General features: G+C 73.4%; 14 protein-coding genes. 2 read left to right on the top strand and 12 right to left on the bottom strand.

The annotated features are described in order from the left end of the window. Positions 1–419: 419 nt before the first annotated feature. A complete protein-coding gene (locus ABZ945_RS14145) occupies positions 420–1,427 on the bottom strand; it encodes a stage II sporulation protein M (RefSeq protein WP_361268127.1) in 1,008 nt (335 codons plus the stop codon). Positions 1,428–1,572: 145 nt separating this feature from the next. Between ABZ945_RS14145 and ABZ945_RS14140 the strand changes: the two genes are divergently transcribed. Then, positions 1,573–2,589, top strand: coding sequence for an RDD family protein (locus tag ABZ945_RS14140; RefSeq protein WP_361268124.1), 1,017 nt, complete (start codon positions 1,573–1,575; stop codon positions 2,587–2,589). A 46-nt stretch (positions 2,590–2,635) separates the two neighbouring features. Here ABZ945_RS14140 and ABZ945_RS14135 read toward each other — a convergent pair whose 3' ends face one another. The 8 genes from ABZ945_RS14135 to ABZ945_RS14100 all read right to left on the bottom strand — a co-directional run bounded on the left by ABZ945_RS14135 (position 2,636) and on the right by ABZ945_RS14100 (position 11,983). Continuing rightward, positions 2,636–3,274 (bottom strand): hypothetical protein, encoded by a 639-nt coding sequence (locus ABZ945_RS14135; RefSeq protein WP_361268121.1) that lies wholly within the window; start codon positions 3,272–3,274, stop codon positions 2,636–2,638. A 227-nt stretch (positions 3,275–3,501) separates the two neighbouring features. Continuing rightward, the gene (gene ahcY, locus ABZ945_RS14130) at positions 3,502–4,959 is read right to left on the bottom strand and encodes an adenosylhomocysteinase (RefSeq protein WP_361268118.1); all 1,458 of its coding nucleotides are present in this window, start codon (positions 4,957–4,959) and stop codon (positions 3,502–3,504) included. Between the two features lie 424 nt (positions 4,960–5,383). Next, positions 5,384–6,379, bottom strand: coding sequence for a cation diffusion facilitator family transporter (locus ABZ945_RS14125; protein ID WP_361268115.1), 996 nt, complete (start codon positions 6,377–6,379; stop codon positions 5,384–5,386). Between the two features lie 132 nt (positions 6,380–6,511). Further along, positions 6,512–7,675, bottom strand: coding sequence for a mannose-6-phosphate isomerase, class I (gene manA / locus ABZ945_RS14120; protein WP_361268112.1), 1,164 nt, complete (start codon positions 7,673–7,675; stop codon positions 6,512–6,514). A gap of 236 nt (positions 7,676–7,911) precedes the next feature. After that, complete coding sequence (locus ABZ945_RS14115; RefSeq protein WP_361268109.1) at positions 7,912–9,054, bottom strand: SIS domain-containing protein; 1,143 nt, start codon at positions 9,052–9,054, stop codon at positions 7,912–7,914. A gap of 512 nt (positions 9,055–9,566) precedes the next feature. Next, on the bottom strand, positions 9,567–9,749 hold the full coding sequence (locus tag ABZ945_RS14110; RefSeq protein ID WP_361268106.1) for a Trm112 family protein: 183 nt from the start codon (positions 9,747–9,749) through the stop codon (positions 9,567–9,569). 264 nt (positions 9,750–10,013) lie between these two features. Continuing rightward, complete coding sequence (locus tag ABZ945_RS14105) at positions 10,014–11,381, bottom strand: phosphomannomutase/phosphoglucomutase (RefSeq protein WP_361268103.1); 1,368 nt, start codon at positions 11,379–11,381, stop codon at positions 10,014–10,016. 173 nt (positions 11,382–11,554) lie between these two features. Next, positions 11,555–11,983: a DUF3499 domain-containing protein gene (locus ABZ945_RS14100; protein WP_361268100.1), complete on the bottom strand. Its 429-nt coding sequence runs from the start codon at positions 11,981–11,983 to the stop codon at positions 11,555–11,557. A 361-nt stretch (positions 11,984–12,344) separates the two neighbouring features. Between ABZ945_RS14100 and ABZ945_RS14095 the strand changes: the two genes are divergently transcribed. Continuing rightward, positions 12,345–12,773: a metallopeptidase family protein gene (locus ABZ945_RS14095; protein ID WP_248637577.1), complete on the top strand. Its 429-nt coding sequence runs from the start codon at positions 12,345–12,347 to the stop codon at positions 12,771–12,773. Between the two features lie 316 nt (positions 12,774–13,089). Here ABZ945_RS14095 and ABZ945_RS14090 read toward each other — a convergent pair whose 3' ends face one another. From ABZ945_RS14090 to ABZ945_RS14080, 3 genes are all read right to left on the bottom strand, one after another. After that, positions 13,090–14,673 carry a DUF5719 family protein gene (locus ABZ945_RS14090; RefSeq protein ID WP_361268097.1) on the bottom strand — a complete coding sequence of 528 codons (1,584 nt, stop codon included), beginning with the start codon at positions 14,671–14,673 and terminating at the stop codon, positions 13,090–13,092. Further along, positions 14,670–18,473, bottom strand: coding sequence for a glycosyltransferase (locus ABZ945_RS14085; protein WP_361268094.1), 3,804 nt, complete (start codon positions 18,471–18,473; stop codon positions 14,670–14,672). The genes ABZ945_RS14090 and ABZ945_RS14085 overlap by 4 nt, the downstream gene beginning before the upstream one ends. Before the next feature lie 579 nt (positions 18,474–19,052). Beyond that, a complete protein-coding gene (locus ABZ945_RS14080; RefSeq protein WP_105871487.1) occupies positions 19,053–19,316 on the bottom strand; it encodes a WhiB family transcriptional regulator in 264 nt (87 codons plus the stop codon). Positions 19,317–19,345 lie beyond the last annotated feature (29 nt).

The following is a 19,345-nucleotide window of genomic DNA, read 5'->3' as shown; positions in this document are numbered from 1 at the left end:
GCACGCTGTTGAGTTCTCAAGGAACGGACGCTTCCTTTGTACTCACCCTCTCGGGCTTTCCTCCGGGCGCTTCCCTTCGGTCTTTCTTGTCTCCAACCTTACCAGATCCTTTTTCCGTTCCGTTTCCGGTCTGGAATTTCGTTTCCGGTGGCCGTTGGAGGGCCTTTGCCTTTCGGCGCTCCCCGACTTTATCAGAACCATTCCGACCGGCCTAATCGGCAGGTTTTGTGATTCTGAGGGAATCGAGGGGGTGGCTCCTGCGGAATGCTTTCCGCAAGTGGAGCGAGAGAGATGTTAGTAAGTGCGGTCGAACTTGTCCAGTTCGAGGCAACTGTTAAAATCTACCTCCCCACAAGCGCCGTGTCAACGGTTTTTGTGGGCGAAGAGGACAGTAGCAGCTCCGCGGGGCCGAACGCACATCAGGCCGCGGTGGGCAGCTCGGCGCTGCGGTCGGCGGCATCCACGTCGCCGGTCTCGCCGGCCCTGGCGGCACGGCCGCCCAGCACGTACACGTACAGCAGGAAGCCCGCCTCGGCGGCGATACCGATGGCGATTCGGGCCCAGGTGGGCAGGCCGGAGGGGGTCACAAAGCCCTCGATGACACCGGACACGAGCAGGACGAGGGCCAGGCCGATGGCCATTCCCACGGCTGCGCGGCCCTGTTCGGCCAGGGCCGACCGGCGGGACCGCGGGCCGGGGTCGATGACCGTCCAGCCGAGCCGGAGTCCGGTGCCGGCGGCGACGAAGACCGCGGTGAGTTCGAGCAGGCCGTGTGGGAGGAGCAGGCCGAGGAAGGTGTCGAGTCGGCCGGCGGACGCCATCAGACCGAGGCCGATCCCGACGTTCAGCATGTTGAGGAAGAGGATCCAGAGCACCGGGAGGCAGAGGAAGGCCCCCAGGACCAGGCACATCGCGGCGGCCTGGGCGTTGTTGGTCCACACCTGGGCGGCGAAGGACGTGGCCGGGTGGCTGGAGTAGTAGGACTCGTACTCTCCACCGGGCCGGGTCATCTCGCGGAGGTGCTCCGGGGCGGCGATGGCGGACTGCACCTCGGGGTGCGCCGCTATCCACCAGCCGATGAGCGCCGCGAGGAGGGTGGACAGCACGGCCGTCGGCACCCACCAGTGGCGGGAGCGGTAGACCGCGGCCGGAAAGCCCTGGGTGAGGAAACGGATCGCGTCCCGCCAGGATGCCCGCCGTGTCCCGGTGACCGTCGCTCTGGCCCGGGCAACCAGCTGGGTGAGCCGGGCAGTGAGGTGCGGGTCGGGCGCGCTGGTCTGGATCAGCGACAGATGGGCGGCCGTGCGCTGGTAGAGCTCGACCAGTTCGTCGGTCTCCGCCCCGGTCAGCCGTCGGCCCCGCCCGAGCAGCTGGTCGAGGCGGTCCCACTCGGCTCGGTGGGCGGTCATGAAGACGTCAAGGTCCATGATCGGCTTCTGCTCCAGGCACTGTGCGTACGGTCCGTACTAGTGCGGGCCCCGGTCCTGCGGCGCGCTGACGGTCAGCTTGGCAGACTGGCGTTCGGTTGCGTTGCCTCAGGTAGAGGATGGACGTGAAGGAGAGGGTGGGCCCGTGAGCGCCGTTGTGACGGGGGATGCGGTGGTGCTCGGGTTGCAGCCCGCGCGCCTGCCGAGCCGGGCGTTGGCCCTGGCGATCGATCTGGTGGTCGTCTGGTCGACCTATCTGCTCATATCCCTTGGTCTGGCGCTGGCCACCGCCTCGCTCGACGAGGCAGCCGTGATGGCCGTGTCCATTGCCGCCTTCCTTCTGGTGCTGGTGGGCGGGCCGATCGCGGTGGAGACGCTGAGCCGTGGGCGGTCGCTGGGCAAGCTGGCCTGCGGGCTGCGCGTGGTCCGGGACGACGGCGGGCCGATCCGCTTCCGGCACGCTCTGGTGCGCGGCGCGATGGGGGTGGTCGAGCTGCTGATGACCTTCGGGGTGGTGGCGTGCATCGCTTCGCTGATGTCGGAGCGGGGGCGGCGGGTCGGGGATGTGTTCGCGGGGACCCTGGTCGTACGGGAACGGATCCCGGCAGGCCGCCGGATGGCCGCGCCGCCCCCGGCGCCCTGGCTGGCGGGACGGTTCGGGCAGCTCGACCTCTCCGCGGTGCCGGAGGAGCTCTGGCTGGCGGTGCGCCAGTACCTCTCCCGGGCGGGGCAGCTCGACCCGCAGGTGGGCCGCGCGATGGCGGAACGACTGGCCGACGATCTGGTGGCGCGTACGGGGACGCCTCCGCCGGCGGGGATGCCCGCGTCGGTGTATCTGGCCGGAGTGGTCCAGGAGCGCCAGGCGCGCGATGCCCGGCGGGCGTTCCGTCCCGCCGGCCCCGCGGCCGGCGGTGAGGGGGCCCGGGGTGTGGTTGGGGCGGGTGGTGCCATGGAGGCGACCCACGGCGCCGGTGGGGCCGGTGGCTCGGCCGGGTCGGGCTTCGGGGCGGGCGCGAGCGTCTCCCGACCCGGTTCTGATACGGGCGGTTCGCGGCCCGGTCCGGTGACGGGCGTGCCCGTGGACGGCGACTCGGAGTCGGCGCGGCGGCCGGGGGCGGGAACGGAGACGGGGACGGGGACGGGGTTCGCACCGCCCGCGTAACCCGCGTAACGGCGTGTGGGGCTGACCGGTACCGGCGGCGCGGGCGCTACCGGTCGGGGAGGACGGGAAGGTCGGGCAGGGCCGAGGGCGGGGTGTCGAGGTCCTCAAGCTCGATACCGGGGGCTGAAAGCACCACGTCACCGGCGATGTGCACGGTGTGGAGCTCACCGGTGTCCACCGTGCCGACCTGGTACTCGTGCACGGTCAGAGGGCCGTTGTCAGTGGGGTGCGCTTCACTGTTCACCAGGGCCCAGGACTGCTCGATGGTCAGGGGGGCGAGCACCGGGTCGGTGAAGGCGACCAGTCGTACACGAGTGGACGGGGAACCGGGGGTGAGGCGCAGAAGCCGAGTCGTCGCGATGAGGAACGCCGGGGAGGTGCCGGTGAAGGAGTGGGCGCGAACGCTTCCTTCGCTCGCATGCTCTCCTGAGGGATCGGTACGGACCCAGGTCACGCCGTCGAGGGCGGCGCCGCGGACCCGCCATTCGCGGGCCTGGAGTTCGAGTCGGATCGGTCGGCCGAGGTCGTCGATCGCCAGGTCGACGGAGCCGTGGTGATCACCGGAGGGGGCGGTCGTCTGTGCGACATAGCGCCAGCCGGACGGGCCGGGGGCGCAGTGGAACTGCTCTTCACCGAGAGGGGTGCGATCGTGCGGATCGTGAAGCGAATATCGGCCGCGGGGCATGGGTCCTGGGACTCTCGGGGTCGGTGTTGAGCCGAGGCGGCCGGTAACCGGGCAGGCCCCCGTCACGGGGGTGCGGGGGCCTGCCCGGGGCTCGGCCGCACGTGGTCCGGCGGTCGGGCCTGGCGGTCGGGGCCGATGGCCTGGCCGCCGGCCTGTCGGACCGCCCGGGGCCTGGGCGCGGTACGGGTGCCGGTACCGACACCGGTGCCGCGCCCGGGCCGGGTGGCTCAGTAGCGGTAGTGGTCGGGCTTGTAGGGGCCGTCGACCTCGACGCCGATGTAGGACGCCTGCTCCGGGCGGAGCGTGGTCAGCTTGACGCCGAGGGCGTCGAGGTGGAGGCGGGCGACCTTCTCGTCCAGGTGCTTGGGGAGGACGTAGACGTCGGTCGGGTACTCCTGCGGCTTGGTGAACAGCTCGATCTGGGCCAGGGTCTGGTCCGCGAACGAGTTGGACATCACGAAGGAGGGGTGACCGGTGGCGTTGCCCAGGTTCAGCAGCCGGCCCTCGGACAGCACGATGATCTTCTTGCCGTCCGCGAAGGTCCAGGTGTGCACCTGGGGCTTGACCTCGTCCTTGACGACACCCTCGACGCGGGCGAGGCCGGCCATGTCGATCTCGTTGTCGAAGTGGCCGATGTTGCCCACGATGGCCTGGTGCTTCATCCGCACCATGTCCGAGGCCATGATGATGTCCTTGTTGCCGGTCGTGGTGATGAAGATGTCGGCCGTCTCCACGACGTCGTCCAGGGTGGTCACCTGGTAGCCGTCCATCGCCGCCTGCAGCGCGCAGATGGGGTCGACCTCGGTGACGATGACCCGGGCGCCCTGGCCGCGCAGGGACTCCGCGCACCCCTTGCCCACGTCACCGTAGCCGCAGACCACGGCGGTCTTGCCGCCGATGAGGACGTCGGTGGCGCGGTTGATGCCGTCGACGAGGGAGTGGCGGCAGCCGTACTTGTTGTCGAACTTCGACTTGGTGACCGCGTCGTTCACATTGATCGCGGGGAAGAGGAGGGCGCCGTCGCGGTGCATCTCGTAGAGGCGGTGGACACCGGTGGTGGTCTCCTCCGTCACGCCGCGGATCTCCGAGGCGAGGCGGGTCCACTTCTGCGGGTTCTCGCCCAGGGTGCGGTTGAGCACGCGCAGGATGTGCGCGTACTCCTCGCTGTCCGCGGTGGCCGGGTCCGGGGCCTGGCCGGCCTTCTCGAACTCGACGCCCTTGTGGACGAGGAGGGTGGCGTCACCGCCGTCGTCCAGGATCATGTTCGGGCCGCCGGTGGGGCTGTCCGGCCAGGTCAGCGCCTGCTCGGTGCACCACCAGTACTCCTCCAGCGTCTCGCCCTTCCAGGCGAAGACGGGGACGCCCTGGGGCGCCTCGGGGGTGCCGTTCGGGCCGACCGCGATGGCGGCGGCCGCGTGGTCCTGGGTGGAGAAGATGTTGCAGGAGGCCCAGCGGACCTGCGCGCCGAGCGCGACCAGGGTCTCGATGAGGACGGCGGTCTGCACCGTCATGTGCAGGGAGCCGGTGACCCGGGCGCCCGCCAGCGGCTGGGCTTCCGCGTACTCCGCGCGGATCGCCATCAGGCCCGGCATCTCGTGCTCGGCGAGGGTGATCTCCTTGCGGCCGAAGGTGGCCAGGGAGAGGTCGGCGACCTTGAAGTCCTGCCGGTTCGCGACAGTCGACATATCGAGCTGCTCCTCGTGTTGGTCGAGGGTGGGTACGTCTGGCTCTGCGAGATGGCCGCATTCAAGGATGCCTGCTCATGCTCACAGAGCAGTCGTCGGAGGCCCTCTCTCCCTCGGTCGGTCCGTCCGGAACCGCCCGACCGCCATCAGCAGCGACGTCTGACTCTTGTCACGAATCTACACCGATCGGCTGTGCGAGCCGAAAAGCCCCTCGGCGCACGGCGGAGGCCGGGTGGGCGGGCGGAGGCACTGGTTCCGGGGCGGTACGCACGTAACCGCCGGGGACGCCCGAGGGGCGGGGGAAGGGGAACGGAAGAGGCCCGGCCCCCGCCGGGTGGGGGGGGAGGCCGGGCCGTCGCCGTGGTGCGGTGCGGTGCGGTGCGGTGCGGTGCAATACCGTGCGGTGTGGGACTGTTCCAGACGGTTACGCGGAGCCGGGGGTCTCGGGGGTCTCGGGGGCTTCAGCGGCCTCGGTCTGCGGCTTGATGGCTTCCGCCGGCTCGGACTTGGCTGCCTGGTAGATGTCGGGCTCCAGATAGATGACCCGCGCGATGGGGACGGCGGTGCGGACGCGGGACTCGGCCGCGTCGATCGCCGTCGCCACCTCGGTGGCCGTGTCGTCGTGCCGCACCGCGATCTTGGCGGCGACCAGCAGCTCCTCCGGGCCCAGGTGCATGGTGCGCATGTGGATGACACCGGTCACCGTGTCACCGTCGACGAGCGAGGCCTCGATCTTCCGGACGTCCTCGATGCCGGCGGACTCGCCGAGCAGCAGCGACTTGGTCTCGGCCGCCAGCACCAGGGCGATGAGGACCAGCAGGATGCCGATGCAGAGGGTGCCGATGCCGTCCCAGACGCCGTTGCCGGTGAGGATGGCCAGGCCGACGCCGAACAGGGCCAGGATCAGGCCGACCAGCGCGCCCAGGTCCTCCAGGAGGACGACCGGCAGCTCGGGCGCCTTGGCCCGGCGGACGAACTCCTTCCAGGACTGCTTGCCGCGCAGGTGGTTGGACTCCTTGATGGCCGTACGGAACGAGAAGCTCTCCGCGAGGATCGCGAAGACCAGTACGCCGACCGGCCACCACCAGTCGGTGAGCTCGTGCGGGTGCTTGATCTTCTCGTAGCCCTCGTACAGGGCGAACATCCCACCGAGCGAGAAGAGCACGATGGAGACGAGGAAGGCGTAGATGTAGCGCTCGCGGCCGTAGCCGAAGGGGTGCTCCGGGGTGGCCTGCCGCTTGGCCTTCTTGCCGCCGACCAGCAGCAGGCCCTGGTTGCCGGAGTCGGCGAGCGAGTGGACGCTCTCCGCCAGCATCGAGGACGAGCCGCTGAAGAGGAACGCGACGAACTTGGCGACCGCGATCGCGAGGTTCGCAGCGAGGGCCGCCACGATTGCTTTGGTTCCGCCTGACGCACTCATGGGTGCCGTCGTCCCTTCGTAGTTACGGTGCCGGGTCCGGCCGTACGGCGTTGGACGTACGGCCGCACATTGTGGCAGCAGCGGCGGCGGGGGCGGACGTCAGACGGTGGCAGGAGGGCGCCCGGACGGGTCTCAGGCCACCACGGTCGCCCGGAACACCGTGCCGGTTCCGGACAGTTCGACCGGTTCGCCCGCCGGGACGAAGACGGAGCGGCCGGGAGCGAGCAGGACCTCTCCGGCCTGCGGGGTCCCGGCGGTGGCGAGCAGGATCTGCGGGGTGGCCGCGGTGAGGTCGACGGGGGCCGCGGCCTCGGCCCGTACGAACCGGGAGAGCCGGAACTCCTCCACCGGAGTCTCGTAGACCTCCTCCCCGGACGGCGCGGCCTCCGGGCGCAGCACGGCCGGGTCGTCGGCCTCGAAGCGTACGACGCGCAGCAGTTCGGGCACGTCCACGTGCTTGGGGGTCAGCCCGCAGCGCAGGACGTTGTCGGAGTTGGCCATGATCTCCACCCCGAGTCCGGAGAAGTACGCGTGCGGGACTCCGGCTCCCAGGTAGAGGGCCTCACCGGGCTGGAGCACCACATGGTTGAGCAGCATCGCGGCGAGCACGCCCGGGTCGCCGGGGTAGTGGTGGGCGAGGGCGGCGTACGGGGCGTGGGCGCCGCCGAGCCGATCGCAAGCGGCTGTGGTCTCGTGCACGGTGGCGGCGATCTCGTCGCGGTCGGCGGTCAGCAGCGCCGTCAGCACCTCCCGCAGGGCCGCCTCCTCGGGGTGGGCGTGCAGCAGGTCGACATACGGCTTGAGCGTGTCCACGTTGAGGGCGGCGAGCAGTTCGGCGCTGGCGTCGGGGGCGCGGAAGCCGCACAGCCCCTCGAACGGGGTGAGCGCGCAGATCAGTTCGGGCTTGTGGTTGGCGTCGCGGTAGTTGCGGTGCGGCGCGTCGAGGGGGACGCCGGCGCGCTCCTCGGCCGCGAAGCCGTCGCGCGCCTGCGCGAGGTCGGGGTGGACCTGGAGGGAGAGCGGCGCGTCGGCGGCGAGGAGCTTCAGCAGGAACGGCAGCCGGGGGCCGAACCTCGCCACGGTGGCCGCGCCCAGCTCCCGTTCCGGATCGGCGGCGATGAGGGCGTCGAGCGGCCGCTCGGCACCGCCTCGGACGGCTCGCGAGGGCGCGCCGGGGTGGGCGCCCATCCACATCTCGGCCTGCGGCTCACCGGTGGGTTCGGTGCCGAGCAGGTGCGGGATGGCCGTCGGGGAGCCCCAGGCGTAGGGGCGGACGGTGTTGGAGAGGCGGTCCATGGAGCCTTCCTTCGACGTTCTGCGTTCTGCGCTGTACGTGCCGCGTCCTCGGACCGGTTCGGGCCCGTGGTTCCCGCCTACCGCGGCGGGTCGGCGGCCGTGCTGATCGGGGCATGGTCGCCGCCGCGTGCGTGCCCGCGATGTCCGTACGGGGTCCCTCAGGCGACGGGCGCGCGTACGGGGCTCCGCGGACAGGCCGCCCCTCCGGCTGCCGGCCGGCCGGGCCGGGTCGCCGGTCAGGCGGATTCGCGGCCGGAAGCGAGGGCGAGGTACCCGGCGGCGAAGTCCGTCACGGCGAGCAGTTCGGCGAACGCCTCCAGTTCGGTCGCCCCCTCCTCCGGTTCCAGTTCGCTGATGGTGGTGTCATGGCCGAGCGCCAGCTCCCGGGCGGCCGGGGCGGCGCTCAGCCCGCCGGTGGGACGGTCCCGCAGCAGGACGACCCGGGCGTGCAGGGCCTGCGCCTCCTCGACCCGGTCCCGGAAGAAGTCGTCGGGATCGGCCGCGGCCGCCAGGTCGCCGGCGAGCAGGACGCCATGCGCCGGCAGCGCCTCGGGCAGTTCCGCGGCGAGGGCCGGGCGGCCGGCGAGCTCGGCCAGTACGGCGGCGAACCGGCGGCCGATGGGCCCGGCCGCCACCGTCCCCTCGGTCCAGATGATCGGCAGGCTGTCGGCGAGCTCGGCGGCGAGCGTCTTGGCCGGGTTCTCGTAGGTGGCGACCGCCGGGCCGCACCGCTCGGCGGTCCGGTCGAGCCGGTCGGCCACCCGGTGCAGCGCCTCGGCCGGGGCGTCCAGCAGGCCGACCCGGTCGAGCAGGGCGAGCAGCGGGGTCAGCAGCGACCACAGGGCGCCGGGACTGGCGCCCGGCGTCTCCTCGTACAGCTCGTGCGGGGCGGTCGCCATCGGTACGACCAGTCCGTGCGCGCCTTCGACGGCCTCGGCGACCGGCGAGCCGGTCGGGGTGACGGCGACGACGGTGACCCCGCGCCGGTACGCCTGCTCGGCGAGCAGCCCGAGACCGGGTTCGGAGCCGTCGGTGGTGGCGATCAGCAGCAGGTCGACCGAGCCCGCCCAGCCCGGCAGCGTCCAGCGCAGGGCGCCCGCGGCAGGTGCGACGCCGGTCGGGTGCAGCCGCGTGACCGGCGCGGACGCCCCGGCGAGCGCGCCGACCAGATCGGCCACCCCGATGGCCGCCGTCCCGGGGCCGGCGACCAGGACGGCGCGGGGCCGCCCCTCGGGGCTCAGCGCGGAGACACCCGCCTCGGTGGCGTGCAGTACGGCGGTGCGGACCCGCGCCCCGGCCTCGGCCGCCCCGCGGAGGAGCCCGCGGCGGTCGGCCCGGGCCAGGGCGTCCGGGTCGTCGAGCAGGGACTCGTCGAACATGGGGTGGGCCTCCGATCGCCGTGCGGGCTGTGGCGGTACGGGTTGTCACGGGGCTCTTGCCCGCCCCACCGGCGTTTCACCGGACGGGCGGAAGCCGTGGAATGGGCGGGACCTGCGGAGGGACGGCCGGGGCGACCTGTGAGGGGGCGCCCTGTAGGGGGAGGGCGCCCGTGGTGGGGGCCCGTGGTGGGCGGGCTGAGCGTCGCTGGTGGACGGACTGTGCGGGGGGGCAGACGGGCTACTCGTACGCCGGGATGTCCCCACGGCCAGGATGACGGTACGGGGCGGGGTCGGCCCTACGGAGCCGAGTCCGGCGTACGGAGCCGGGTCGGCCGTACGGGGTCAGGAGGACCGTACGAGAGGGGATGCCGCGCTCGTACGCGGCCCCGGACTCGTACACGGCCCCGGGCTCGTAGGCGACTCCGGGCTCGTAGGCGGCCCTGGACTCGTACGGCTCCGGGCTCCGGCCTGCTTCCTGCGGCGGGCGGTGGCCCGGGTCCGGCGGCCGGCGGTCAGCCGGGGCGGCGCGCCTCGTCCACCAGGAGCACCGGGATGCCGTCGCGCACCGGGTAGGCGAGGCCGCAGGAGTCACCCGTGCAGACCAGCTCGGGGTTCTCGTCCGCCGTGCGGTCGTCGAGCGGGGCGTGGCAGGCGGGGCAGGCGAGGATCTCCAGGAGGCCGGCGTCGAGCGGCATGGGAGGGTCCTTTCACACAGGGGGGCGGGGCACTCGGGATACGGCACGCACGGAGCGCGGGGCGCAGGCGCCGGCCGGTGCCGGGATGCGTCGGGCCACGTCAGCCTACCGCCGAGGGGCTTGGCCGCCGTGTGCGGGCAGGCGACGGCGCGGCCCTTTCCGCGCCGTATCCCTCCGGTCGCCCTTCCGGCACCGGCTGCGGTGGCGGCCGGACTCGACCGGGTCCCCGACCTCCCCGTGGCAGTGGACCCGGCCGACCGGTCGTCAGGCCTCGGCGCGGACCAGGGCCAGCACCTCGTCGCGGAGCTTGGCCATCGTCGGCTCGTCGCGCGCCTCGACATTGAGGCGGAGCAGCGGCTCGGTGTTGGAGGGGCGGAGGTTGAACCACCAGTCGGCCGCCGAAACGGTCAGGCCGTCCATCCCGTCCAGGGTGACGCCGTCCCGGGCGGCGAAGGCCTCGCGCACCGCCGCGGTGCGGGCGCCCTGGTCGGCGACGGTGGAGTTGATCTCACCGGAGCCGGTGTAGCGGGCGTACTCCGCGACCAGCGAGGACAGCGGCTGGTCCTGGCCGCCGAGAGCCGCGAGTACATGCAGCGCGGCCAGCATGCCGGTGTCCGCGTTCCAGAAGTCCCGGAAGTAGTAGTGCGCCGAGTGCTCGCCGCCGAAGATCGCGCCGGTACGGGCCATCTCCTCCTTGATGAAGGAGTGGCCGACCCGGGTGCGCACCGGGGTGCCGCCGTGCTCACGCACCACCTCGGGCACCGACCAGGAGGTGATCAGGTTGTGGATGACCGTGCCGCCGGGGTGCTTGGCGAGCTCGCGGGCGGCCACCAGGGCGGTGATCGCGGACGGGGAGACCGGGTCCCCGTTCTCGTCCACGACGAAGCAGCGGTCGGCGTCGCCGTCGAAGGCGAGGCCGAGGTCGGCGCCCTCCTCGCGGACCCGGTGCTGGAGGTCGACCAGGTTCGCCGGGTCGAGGGGGTTGGCCTCGTGGTTGGGGAAGGTGCCGTCCAGTTCGAAGTACATCGGGACGAGGGTGAGCGGCAGTCCGTCGAAGACGGTGGGGACGGTGTGGCCGCCCATGCCGTTGCCCGCGTCCACCACGACCTTCAGCGGCCGGATCGCGGTGAGGTCGACCAGGGACTTCAGATGGCCCGCGTAGTCGGCGAGGGTGTCGCGGGTGCGCAGGGCGCCCGGGACGGGCGCGTCGGCCGGGACGCCGTCGCGCTGCCACTCCTCGACCAGGGCGCGGATCTCGGAGAGCCCGGTGTCCTGGCCGACCGGGGCGGCGCCGGCCCGGCACATCTTGATGCCGTTGTACTGGGCGGGGTTGTGCGAGGCGGTGAACATGGCGCCCGGCAGCCCGAGCGCCCCGGAGGCGTAGTAGAGCTGGTCCGTCGAGCAGAGGCCGATCAGGGTGACGTCCGCGCCACGGGCCGCCGCGCCACGGGCGAAGGCGTCGACGAGGCCGGGCGAGGAGGGGCGCATGTCGTGTCCCACGATGAGGGCGCTCGCACCGGTCACCTCGGCGAAGGCGGCGCCGAGCAGCCGGGCCAGCGGTTCGTCCCACTCCTCCGGCACGACCCCGCGCACGTCATACGCCTTCACGATCCGAGACAGATCAACCGACACGTCCTCGACCCACCCTCCCACAGCCCTGTACTGGGTGAACAAACTACCCGCAGGTCACCACCCCCCAGTTCCTGGGCCGGGGATCCTGCCGCGCGGCAGGGAGAAGCAGAGGCCGACGGCAGGGAGAAGCAGAGGCCGACGGCCTACGCGGGGTGGGACGTGAAGGTGGGGGGTTACGAGTCCGGTGACCGCAGCACGCGGAGGTGGCCGCGTCGGCCGACCTCCACCGGGTCCCCGCCGCGTCCGCCGTTCTTGCCGCCGGACTGGGCGGCGCGCTCCTGCGGGCGGGCCGCCTCGCGGACGGCGTTGGCGAGGGCCTCCAGGTCGTCGCCGCTGGGGCGGGCCGGGCCCGAGGCGTCGGAGAGGCGGACGACCTCCCAGCCGCGCGGCGCGGTCAGGCGCTCACTGTGCTCGGCGCAGAGGTCGTAGCAGTGGGGTTCGGCGTAGGTGGCGAGCGGGCCGAGGACCGCGGTCGAGTCGGCATAGACGTACGTCAGTGTCGCGACGGCAGGGCGGCCGCACGCGGTGCGCGAACAGCGACGTACAGGGCTCACGATGTTGGACGGTACCGCACTCTTGAGCGGGCCGCGACGACTCTCCACCACGTCACCCGCCCGTGTCGTGGCGTGATGTCCGCCACACCGGCCGTCGAGCGCCCCGGTTCGACCAGCGGAAAGAGCGGCGGTGCGGGCGTTCACGCGACTGGAACCGGACACCAGACCGAACGAATCCGGTCGTTCGGGCGGCGCGCCCGCTCAGGTGCCGCCGGTCGGCCGTACGCAACCGTGACCGGAACGTTCACTCCGCGACATACGGGCGTGAGCCGCGGACCCGAGGGATGCCGGGGTGCGCCCGAGGTAGACCACGGGTGTCGCGGGGGGGGCTGGGGTGGGGTGTCGCGGGGGGGCTGGGCGGGCGTCGGACCGGGCCAGGTGGGTGGTGGGCGGCTACGCTGCCGTAGTGATGGACAGTCCCGTACCGCCCCGTCCGGCCGAGCCTCGGCCGCGCCGCCGAGACCGCCATGGTCGAGGGATGCGCGGGCCCGTGGCACCGCCGCAGGTGCCGCTCTCGGTGACCCGTTCCGACACCTTCCGCGACCTGGTGCAGGACTCGGTCGAGCGGCTGGAGCGGCACTGGCCGCAACTCGCCGAGGTGGACTTCCACGTGCTGGAGGTGCCCCAGCCGACGGACGAGTCGGTTCCGCTGGGCAGCTCCGCCCCGGCCGACCGCGACCGGCCGGCCCGGGTCGTGGTGTACCGCCGCCCGGTGGAGCTGCGGGCCAAGACCCGGGACGAGCGTGCGCTGCTGGTCCACGAGGTGGTGGTCGAGCAGGTCGCGGAGTTGCTGGGCCTCGCCCCGGAGTCGGTCGACCCCCGCTACGGCCAGGACTGAGCCCGACACTCGCTACGGCCGGCTCGCGCCTACGGCCAGGACGGGGCCTCACCTTCGCTACGGCCGGGGCCTCACTACAGCCCGATCTCCGCTACGGTCCGCCCCTCGCTTACGGCCAGAGGTGGGAGTCGCCGGGCGGGCTTGGTCGGGGCGGTGCTTTCTTGCTCGCTTGCTTGCTTGCTTGCTGCGCCTGGGCTGTCTTGTTGGCTTGCTTCCTGCGCCTGGCCCGCCCGCCCGCTGCTTCCTATTTGGGCAACGAATCGGAGGGGTGCTGGAGTGCCCGGTTGGCGAGGACTCGCCACACGCGTTGCGGTCGTCAGTCGGTGAGCACGGTGAGGTCCTGGCGGGCGGTGGGGATCTCCACGGTGCCGTGGTCGTCCTCCAGGGGCTGGACGGTGAACATCGGGATGCCCTCCTGAGGCTCGGCGAGCATGCGGGCCGCGTAGACCGGGCCGCCGGAGACGGTCTCGGCGGTCAGGGCGTAGGTGCCCTTGAGGCCGGCCGGGGTGGGAGGGGTGACGGCCGTCGTGGTGCCGCGCTTGACGGTGTAGGTCTTGGTGGCCGGGGTGCCACCCTCGGTGCCGGCGGAGGCGGTGACCTTCACCTGGGCGTCCGCGGTGAGCGCGGTGAGGGTGAGGGTGCTGCCCTTGGCGGAGCTGCCGGCGGCGGTGGCTCGCTCGCCGATCGGGCCGCCGGCCGGGATGAAGGCCGTCTCCTGGTTGTCACCTGAGCCTCGGGTCACTTTCAGGGCGGCGACGACCGGGGTCTTGCGGCCGGGCTGGGCGGGGGTGAGGAGGAGGGTGCCGGCCTCGCCGCGGGTGAGGTTCTTGAGGTCCACGGCGGCGGTCATCCCTGCCTTGACGTGCAGGGACTGGGCGGCGGCCGGGGTCACCGTACTGGTCTTGCCGGCGAGCTGGATCCTCAGGTCGGCGTCGCTCTCACCGGGCGCGTGGGCCACCAGCCGTACCGAGGTGGCGTCGGCCGGGATACCGGGGAGGACCAGGCTGCCGGACGGATCGGCCGAGGCGGTCAGCCAGTCGCTGCCCTGCTCGTCGTGGGCCGCGCGGACGGCGGCGCCGAGCCTGCCGGCGCGGGTGGTCACATGGACGGTGACGTCCTCGGTCGCCTTCTCGGCGGTCAGCGTGGAGAGGAGGACGGGCACGCTGGAGCGGGGCGGGACGGTGACACCCTCGGTGAGTGGGGATTTGAGCTCGCCCTCGGGGCCGTAGAGGTCGATGTCGGCGACCACGGCGGCGTCGTCCGGGTTGGTGAGGTGGACGTAGTCCTGGCGCTCGGCGGAGGTGGAGGCGCCGGGAAACCAGAGGTCGGTGTCGGGCGCGGGGCAGCTCAGACCGAGCATGCCGCGGCCGTCGCCGCCGGAGACGGTGGTGGTCTGCTGGGTCGTCCAGCCGGGGGCCGCGGCTCCGGTCGCTCTGCCGATCAGGGCGGTCGCGTCACCGCCGTCGGTCTCCAGGCCGACGGGCTTGCCCGGCTGGGTGAGGGTGAGGAGGGGCTTGGCGGCCGTTGCTTTCGCGTCGGGGGTTTGCTTCTTGTCTTTGGGGGTGGGCTTGTTGGGGGTGGTAGTCGCTGCGGGGTAGAGGTCGGCGCGGGGGGTGGTGGGGGTGGTGGAAGTGCCCGCGCCGTCGGCGGTCCGGGACGTCCCGGGGGTGCCGGTCGGGGTGAAGGAGGTGTAGGTCGTGTCCGCGACCTCGGAGTCGCTGGGCGCGGGGCAGAGCAGGCCGGTCCGCTCGACCGGGAGCCGGGTGCGGGAGCCGGTGGAGGCGGCCGGCTTGCCGTCGGCGCTCGTCCCCGGGGAGGCGGGAGCGGTGAGGGTGGCGAAACCGGTGACGGCGGCGAGGGCGGTGGCGACGGCGGCGAGGGAGAGGGTGGTCCGGTTCACTGGTCGCTGCTCCCATCGGGCCGCTGGTGGTGGCGGCGCTGCTGCTCGTCGTCGTACGGGTAGCCGTAGGGCTGCTGGTCGTAGCCGGTGGAGGGGGTGTTCCCGGTCGGCTGCTGGTCGTGGGCGGGAGGCTGTTGGGCGTACGGGGGGTGGGTGGGGTCGGCGGGCGGGTACTGCTGGTAGGGGTCGGCTTCGGGGTAGCCGGGCTGGGGCTGCCCGTACGCGGCCTCGGTTCCGTAGCCGTAGCCGTAGCCGGACGGGTCGCCGTACACGTACGGGTCCTCGTGCGGCTGGTGCGGCGGGGCGTCGTCCCACTGGGCGTGCGCGGGTTGGGCGGGGACCTGGCCGTAGTCGGCGGGGTCGGGGGTGGTGGCGGGCGGGGACTGGTACGGGCCGGGGTAGGCGTAGGGGTCGGTGTCCGGGGTGGGGGCGGATGGGGTGGGGGCGGATGGGGGGTGGGGGGCGGTGTCCGGGGAAGGGTCGGGGGTTTCGGTGGCGGCGGCTGCGGCGCGGAGGCGGCGGGCTCGGCGGCTGTCTCCGGCCAGGTCCTCGGCGGTGACGACGGGCTGCTGCTCCTCGTCCGGGAGGTCGTCGTCCACGGTGCGGCGGCGGCCGGGCAGGGCGAGCACGAAGAGCACCAGGAGGAGCAGGCACTGGGCCCAGATCCAGGCGGTGTGGGTGAGGGGAGGGTGGTAAGTGAGGTCGAGGCGGCCGGCGGTGGCGGGGAGTTCGAAGCCTTGGGCCCAGCCGTCGACGGTCGTCTTCTTCAGCGGGCTGCCGTCCAGGGTGGCTTGCCAGCCGTCCTCGGCACGGTCGGCGATGCGCAGCGTGCGGCCGGCCGGGCCGGCGGGCAGCTTGGTGTGGGCCTCGACGGGGCCGGAGGGGACCGCCACGCGTTCGGCGGCTTCGCCGGGGGCCTGGCCCTCGGTGGCCGGGGGGACGATGACGGCGCGGGAGACCTGGCGGTCCAGTCGCCAGAGCGCGCTGCCGTCGAGCTGGCTGAGCCGGCTGAGGCCGGGGGTGGTGTCCAGGACCCGGCCGACCTCGCGGGGCGCGCCGTCGCGGACCAGGACGTACCGGATCCCGAAGCCGCTGAGCTGGTCGGTCTGGTCGGCCCCGGAGCCGCCGACCAGATGGGCGACGACCTTGTCGAGGCGGGGGTCGCCGTCCCCGGCGGCGGTCAGTTCGGCGTCGCCGAGCCGGGCGCCGGAGCCGCGGAGCAGGGTGTAGGAGACCTCGGCGGGCGAGGTGGCGGCCAGCACCAGGGTGCGGGGCTGGTCGCTGCTGGTGGCGCTCTCCTCGGCGACGAAGGCGGGCACCTGGACGGGGTCGCGCCGCTGGAGTGGGCCGTCGGCTCCGCCGATCGCCCAGGTGGCGGCGGCGACCAGCGGGCCGGCCGCGGCGGCGAGGGCGATCAGTACGGCGAGGGGCTGGCGCCAGCCGAAGGACTGGGCGCCGACCCGGGTGCGGCCGCCCTCGGCGCCGAGCATGCCGGCGGCGATCAGGGCGAGCCCGTAGACCAGGGTGGCTGGGCCGGCCCAGCCGTCGGCGGAGCCGTTGACCAGGACGGCGAGGAGGAGTGCGGTGAGGGCGGTGGCCCAGGTGGTGAGGACGGCGAAGCGGCGGTCGGCGCGGAGCAGGGCGGCGAGGGCGGCCAGCACCAGGCCGATGAGCAGCAGTCCGCCGATGGTGCCGGGGCCGCCGGGGCTGGTGCCGAGCAGGTCGAGGGCGGAGGCGGGGGCGGGGGCGGTCTCCGCGCCGGCCTCGGTGAGGAGGCGGGCCGGGTCGGTGAGCAGGGTCAGCGACCAGGGGGCGAGGAGCAGGAGGGGGGTGCCGAGGGCGGCGAGGAAGCGCAGGCCGTAGGCGGGGAGGTCGGTGCGGCGCAGGGCCAGGGCGGCCAGTCCGAGGACGAGGGCGAGCGGCCAGACGACCGGGGTGAACGCCGTGGTGAGGGTGAGCAGGAAGGCGTACGCCCAGGTGGCGCGCCAGCTGCCGCGGGGGGCGCCGCTCTTACCGCCGTGGCGCAGCCCGTAGGCGGCGGCCGCGGCGCGGGCCATGAGCGGCAGCAGTACGGCGAGGATCGCGGTGCCGAGCCGGCCGGTGGCGAGTGCCCCGGTGGCGGCGGGCAGGAAGGCGTAGGCGACCGCGCCCCAGGCGCGCAGCAGCCGGGAGCCGACCAGCGGGCGGGATGCGAGGTAGGCGGTGACGCCGGCCAGCGGGACGGAAGCGACCAGCAGCATGGTGACGGCGGCGCCGGGTGAGCCGAGGAGGAGGGTGGAGAGGGCGGCGAGCAGGGCGAGGTAGGGCGGCCCCGGCTGGGTGCCGCCGGTGCCGAGAGGGTGCCAGGCGTCCGCGTACCGGCTCCAGAGCTCGCCGAGGGCCTCGGGGGCGGGTAGCAGGGCGCCGCCGGCCAGCGCGCCGGAGCCGAACAGCGCGCGGCAGGCGGCCAGCGCCACCAGGAGCAGTAGGACGAAGAGGACGGGGCCGGGTTTGCGGGCGATCTTCTTCAGCCGGGCGAACTGCTCGACTTCGAGGAAGTCGGCGTCGTCGCCGCCGGGTCCGGATTCGACGGCGCCGTGCCGGGAGCCGGTGTCGGTGTCGGAGCCGCCGAAGTTGGCGGTGACCTGTTCGACGGTGGCGCGGACGGTGGCGCCGGGCGGCGGGAAGAGCGGGCGCAGTTCGCGCGGGTCGGTGTCCCGGAGGGCGCGGGCCTTGCGGGCGGCGAGGATGCGGCCGGGGCGCAGCAGGGTGGCGGTGAGTCCGGCGACCTCGTCGAGGGCTTGGCCGGGGGCCTTGCCGAGGAGGTAGGCGAGGGTGCGCAGCACGGTGCCGACGAGGAGCCGGACCAGGGTCCAGGGCAGTGCGGCGCCGCGGGTGTTGGCGAGCAGGGTGTAGACGGCGCCGGCCTTGTCGACGCGGTGCGGGCTGGCGGCGGACCGGCCGACGCAGTCGACGGTGCGGCGCTCCCGGGCGGAGGCCTCGGCGTGCCGGACGACGGCGTCGGGGGCGACCAGCACCCGGTGGCCGGCCAAGTGGGCGCGCCAGCAGAGGTCGATGTCGTCGCGCATCAGGGGCAGTCGGCGGTCGAAGCCGCGGAGCTGTTCGAAGACGTCGCGGCGGATCAGCATGCCGGCGCTGGAGACGGCGAGGACGGGCCGGACCTGGTCGTGCTGGCCCTGGTCCTGTTCGCGGCGGTCCAGGCCGGTCCAGCGGCGGCCGCTGTTGGCGATGGAGACGCCGACTTCGAGCAGCTGCTTGCGGTCGTACCAGCCGCGCAGTTTGGGGCCGATGACGGCGGCGTGCTCGTCGGCGTCGGCGACGCGCAGGAGTTCGGTGAGGGCGCTCGCCTCGGGGGCGGCGTCGTCGTGGAGCAGCCAGAGCCACTGCACCGGTTCGCCGTACGGGAGTTCGGGCAGGTCGTAGGCGTCGTCGTTCCAGCTGCGGGTGACCGGGTCCCAGCCGCTGGGGCGTTTGAGGTAGGGCAGCTCTTCGGGGCCGAGGACGGGGGCGGTGCGGGCGGCCTCTTCCACGGCGGCCCCGAAGCCGGTGCGTCGGGCCAGGTGCAGCACCCGCTCGTCGCCGATCGCGCCGGCGACCAGTCGTGCGGAGTCGTCGGCGCTGCCGGTGTCGGCGGCGACGGCGTTCTGCACGGGCCGGTCCTGTCCGAGCAGCCCGGCGAGCACGTCCGGCAGCCAGCGCGCCCCGTCGTGGGAGACGAGCACGGCGGTGACGACATGGCGCGGGAACTCGGGCGCCTGGGTGGGCGCTGCGGGCGGGAACGCGGCTGTGGTGGCGGACATCGGGGTACGGGCCCTCCGGCCGGGTGTTCGCGCCCGTTTGAGGGGCGTCGGAGCGTCGTGGATGGGGCCCCACACTAGTAGCTGGCAGCACAGCGGTCCGCCGCCTGTGGACAACGGCGGCGGGAGGCCGGGAGTTGTCCACAGGCGACGGACCGGGGTCCACGGGTCTGCGATTGTGGTGGGAGCGGTGAGGCGGGGCGGTCACCACAGCTTCGGTGCCGCGAGCCGCGACGCCGTCAGGTGGCGAGTCGCGTCGGCAGACGTCGAGCCCGGTCGGCGTCCGGCCGTTGGGCTCGGGGTGGCGGGCGGGGCGGCCCCGATGGGTTCGGCGGTGGCCGGAGCAGGGTTCGGCGGTAGCCGAGGCTGGGTTCGGCGGTAGCCGGGGCCGGTGGCTGATGGTCGCTCGACCGGGGCCGGGGTCGGGGCCGGGCCGGTGCTCGCGGCCGCCGCGGTGGACGGTGGCCGGGCGGGCGGTGGGCGTGCCGCGGGGCAGCCGGGACCGGGCGGGATCCACCGCGGGGGCGGTGGTTCAGACGGCCGCGGTCGGGCGGCTGCGATCGGACGACCGGACGGCCACGATCAGACGGCGGCTTTCTTCAGGCGGCGGCGCTCGCGCTCGGAAAGACCGCCCCAGATTCCGAATCTCTCGTCATTGGCGAGGGCATACTCAAGGCATTCCGAACGGACTTCGCACGCGAGGCAGACCTTCTTGGCCTCACGTGTCGAACCGCCCTTCTCGGGGAAGAAGGACTCCGGGTCGGTCTGGGCGCACAACGCGCGCTCCTGCCAACCGAGTTCCTCATCCGCGTCCTCGACCAGCAGTTCCTCGAACAACTCGGTCATGTGCGCCCCTCGTCGTCTTTGCGTCCCCG

Source organism: Streptomyces sp. NPDC046887 (genome assembly GCF_040644755.1).
Classification (GTDB): Bacteria; Actinomycetota; Actinomycetes; order Streptomycetales; family Streptomycetaceae; genus Streptomyces; species Streptomyces lichenis.
This window is presented reverse-complemented; position numbering and strand designations above follow the sequence as displayed.

What these genes read in the sequence shown, in the direction of transcription:
- ABZ945_RS14145 (WP_361268127.1), bottom strand. Translation starts at nt 1,427, where the DNA reads ATGGACCTTGACGTCTTCATGACCGCCCACCGAGCCGAGTGGGACCGC.
- ABZ945_RS14135 (WP_361268121.1), bottom strand. Translation starts at nt 3,274, where the DNA reads ATGCCCCGCGGCCGATATTCGCTTCACGATCCGCACGATCGCACCCCT.
- ahcY (WP_361268118.1), bottom strand. Translation starts at nt 4,959, where the DNA reads ATGTCGACTGTCGCGAACCGGCAGGACTTCAAGGTCGCCGACCTCTCC.
- ABZ945_RS14125 (WP_361268115.1), bottom strand. Translation starts at nt 6,379, where the DNA reads ATGAGTGCGTCAGGCGGAACCAAAGCAATCGTGGCGGCCCTCGCTGCG.
- manA (WP_361268112.1), bottom strand. Translation starts at nt 7,675, where the DNA reads ATGGACCGCCTCTCCAACACCGTCCGCCCCTACGCCTGGGGCTCCCCG.
- ABZ945_RS14115 (WP_361268109.1), bottom strand. Translation starts at nt 9,054, where the DNA reads ATGTTCGACGAGTCCCTGCTCGACGACCCGGACGCCCTGGCCCGGGCC.
- ABZ945_RS14110 (WP_361268106.1), bottom strand. Translation starts at nt 9,749, where the DNA reads ATGCCGCTCGACGCCGGCCTCCTGGAGATCCTCGCCTGCCCCGCCTGC.
- ABZ945_RS14095 (WP_248637577.1), top strand. Translation starts at nt 12,345, where the DNA reads ATGGACAGTCCCGTACCGCCCCGTCCGGCCGAGCCTCGGCCGCGCCGC.
- ABZ945_RS14085 (WP_361268094.1), bottom strand. Translation starts at nt 18,473, where the DNA reads ATGTCCGCCACCACAGCCGCGTTCCCGCCCGCAGCGCCCACCCAGGCG.
- ABZ945_RS14080 (WP_105871487.1), bottom strand. Translation starts at nt 19,316, where the DNA reads ATGACCGAGTTGTTCGAGGAACTGCTGGTCGAGGACGCGGATGAGGAA.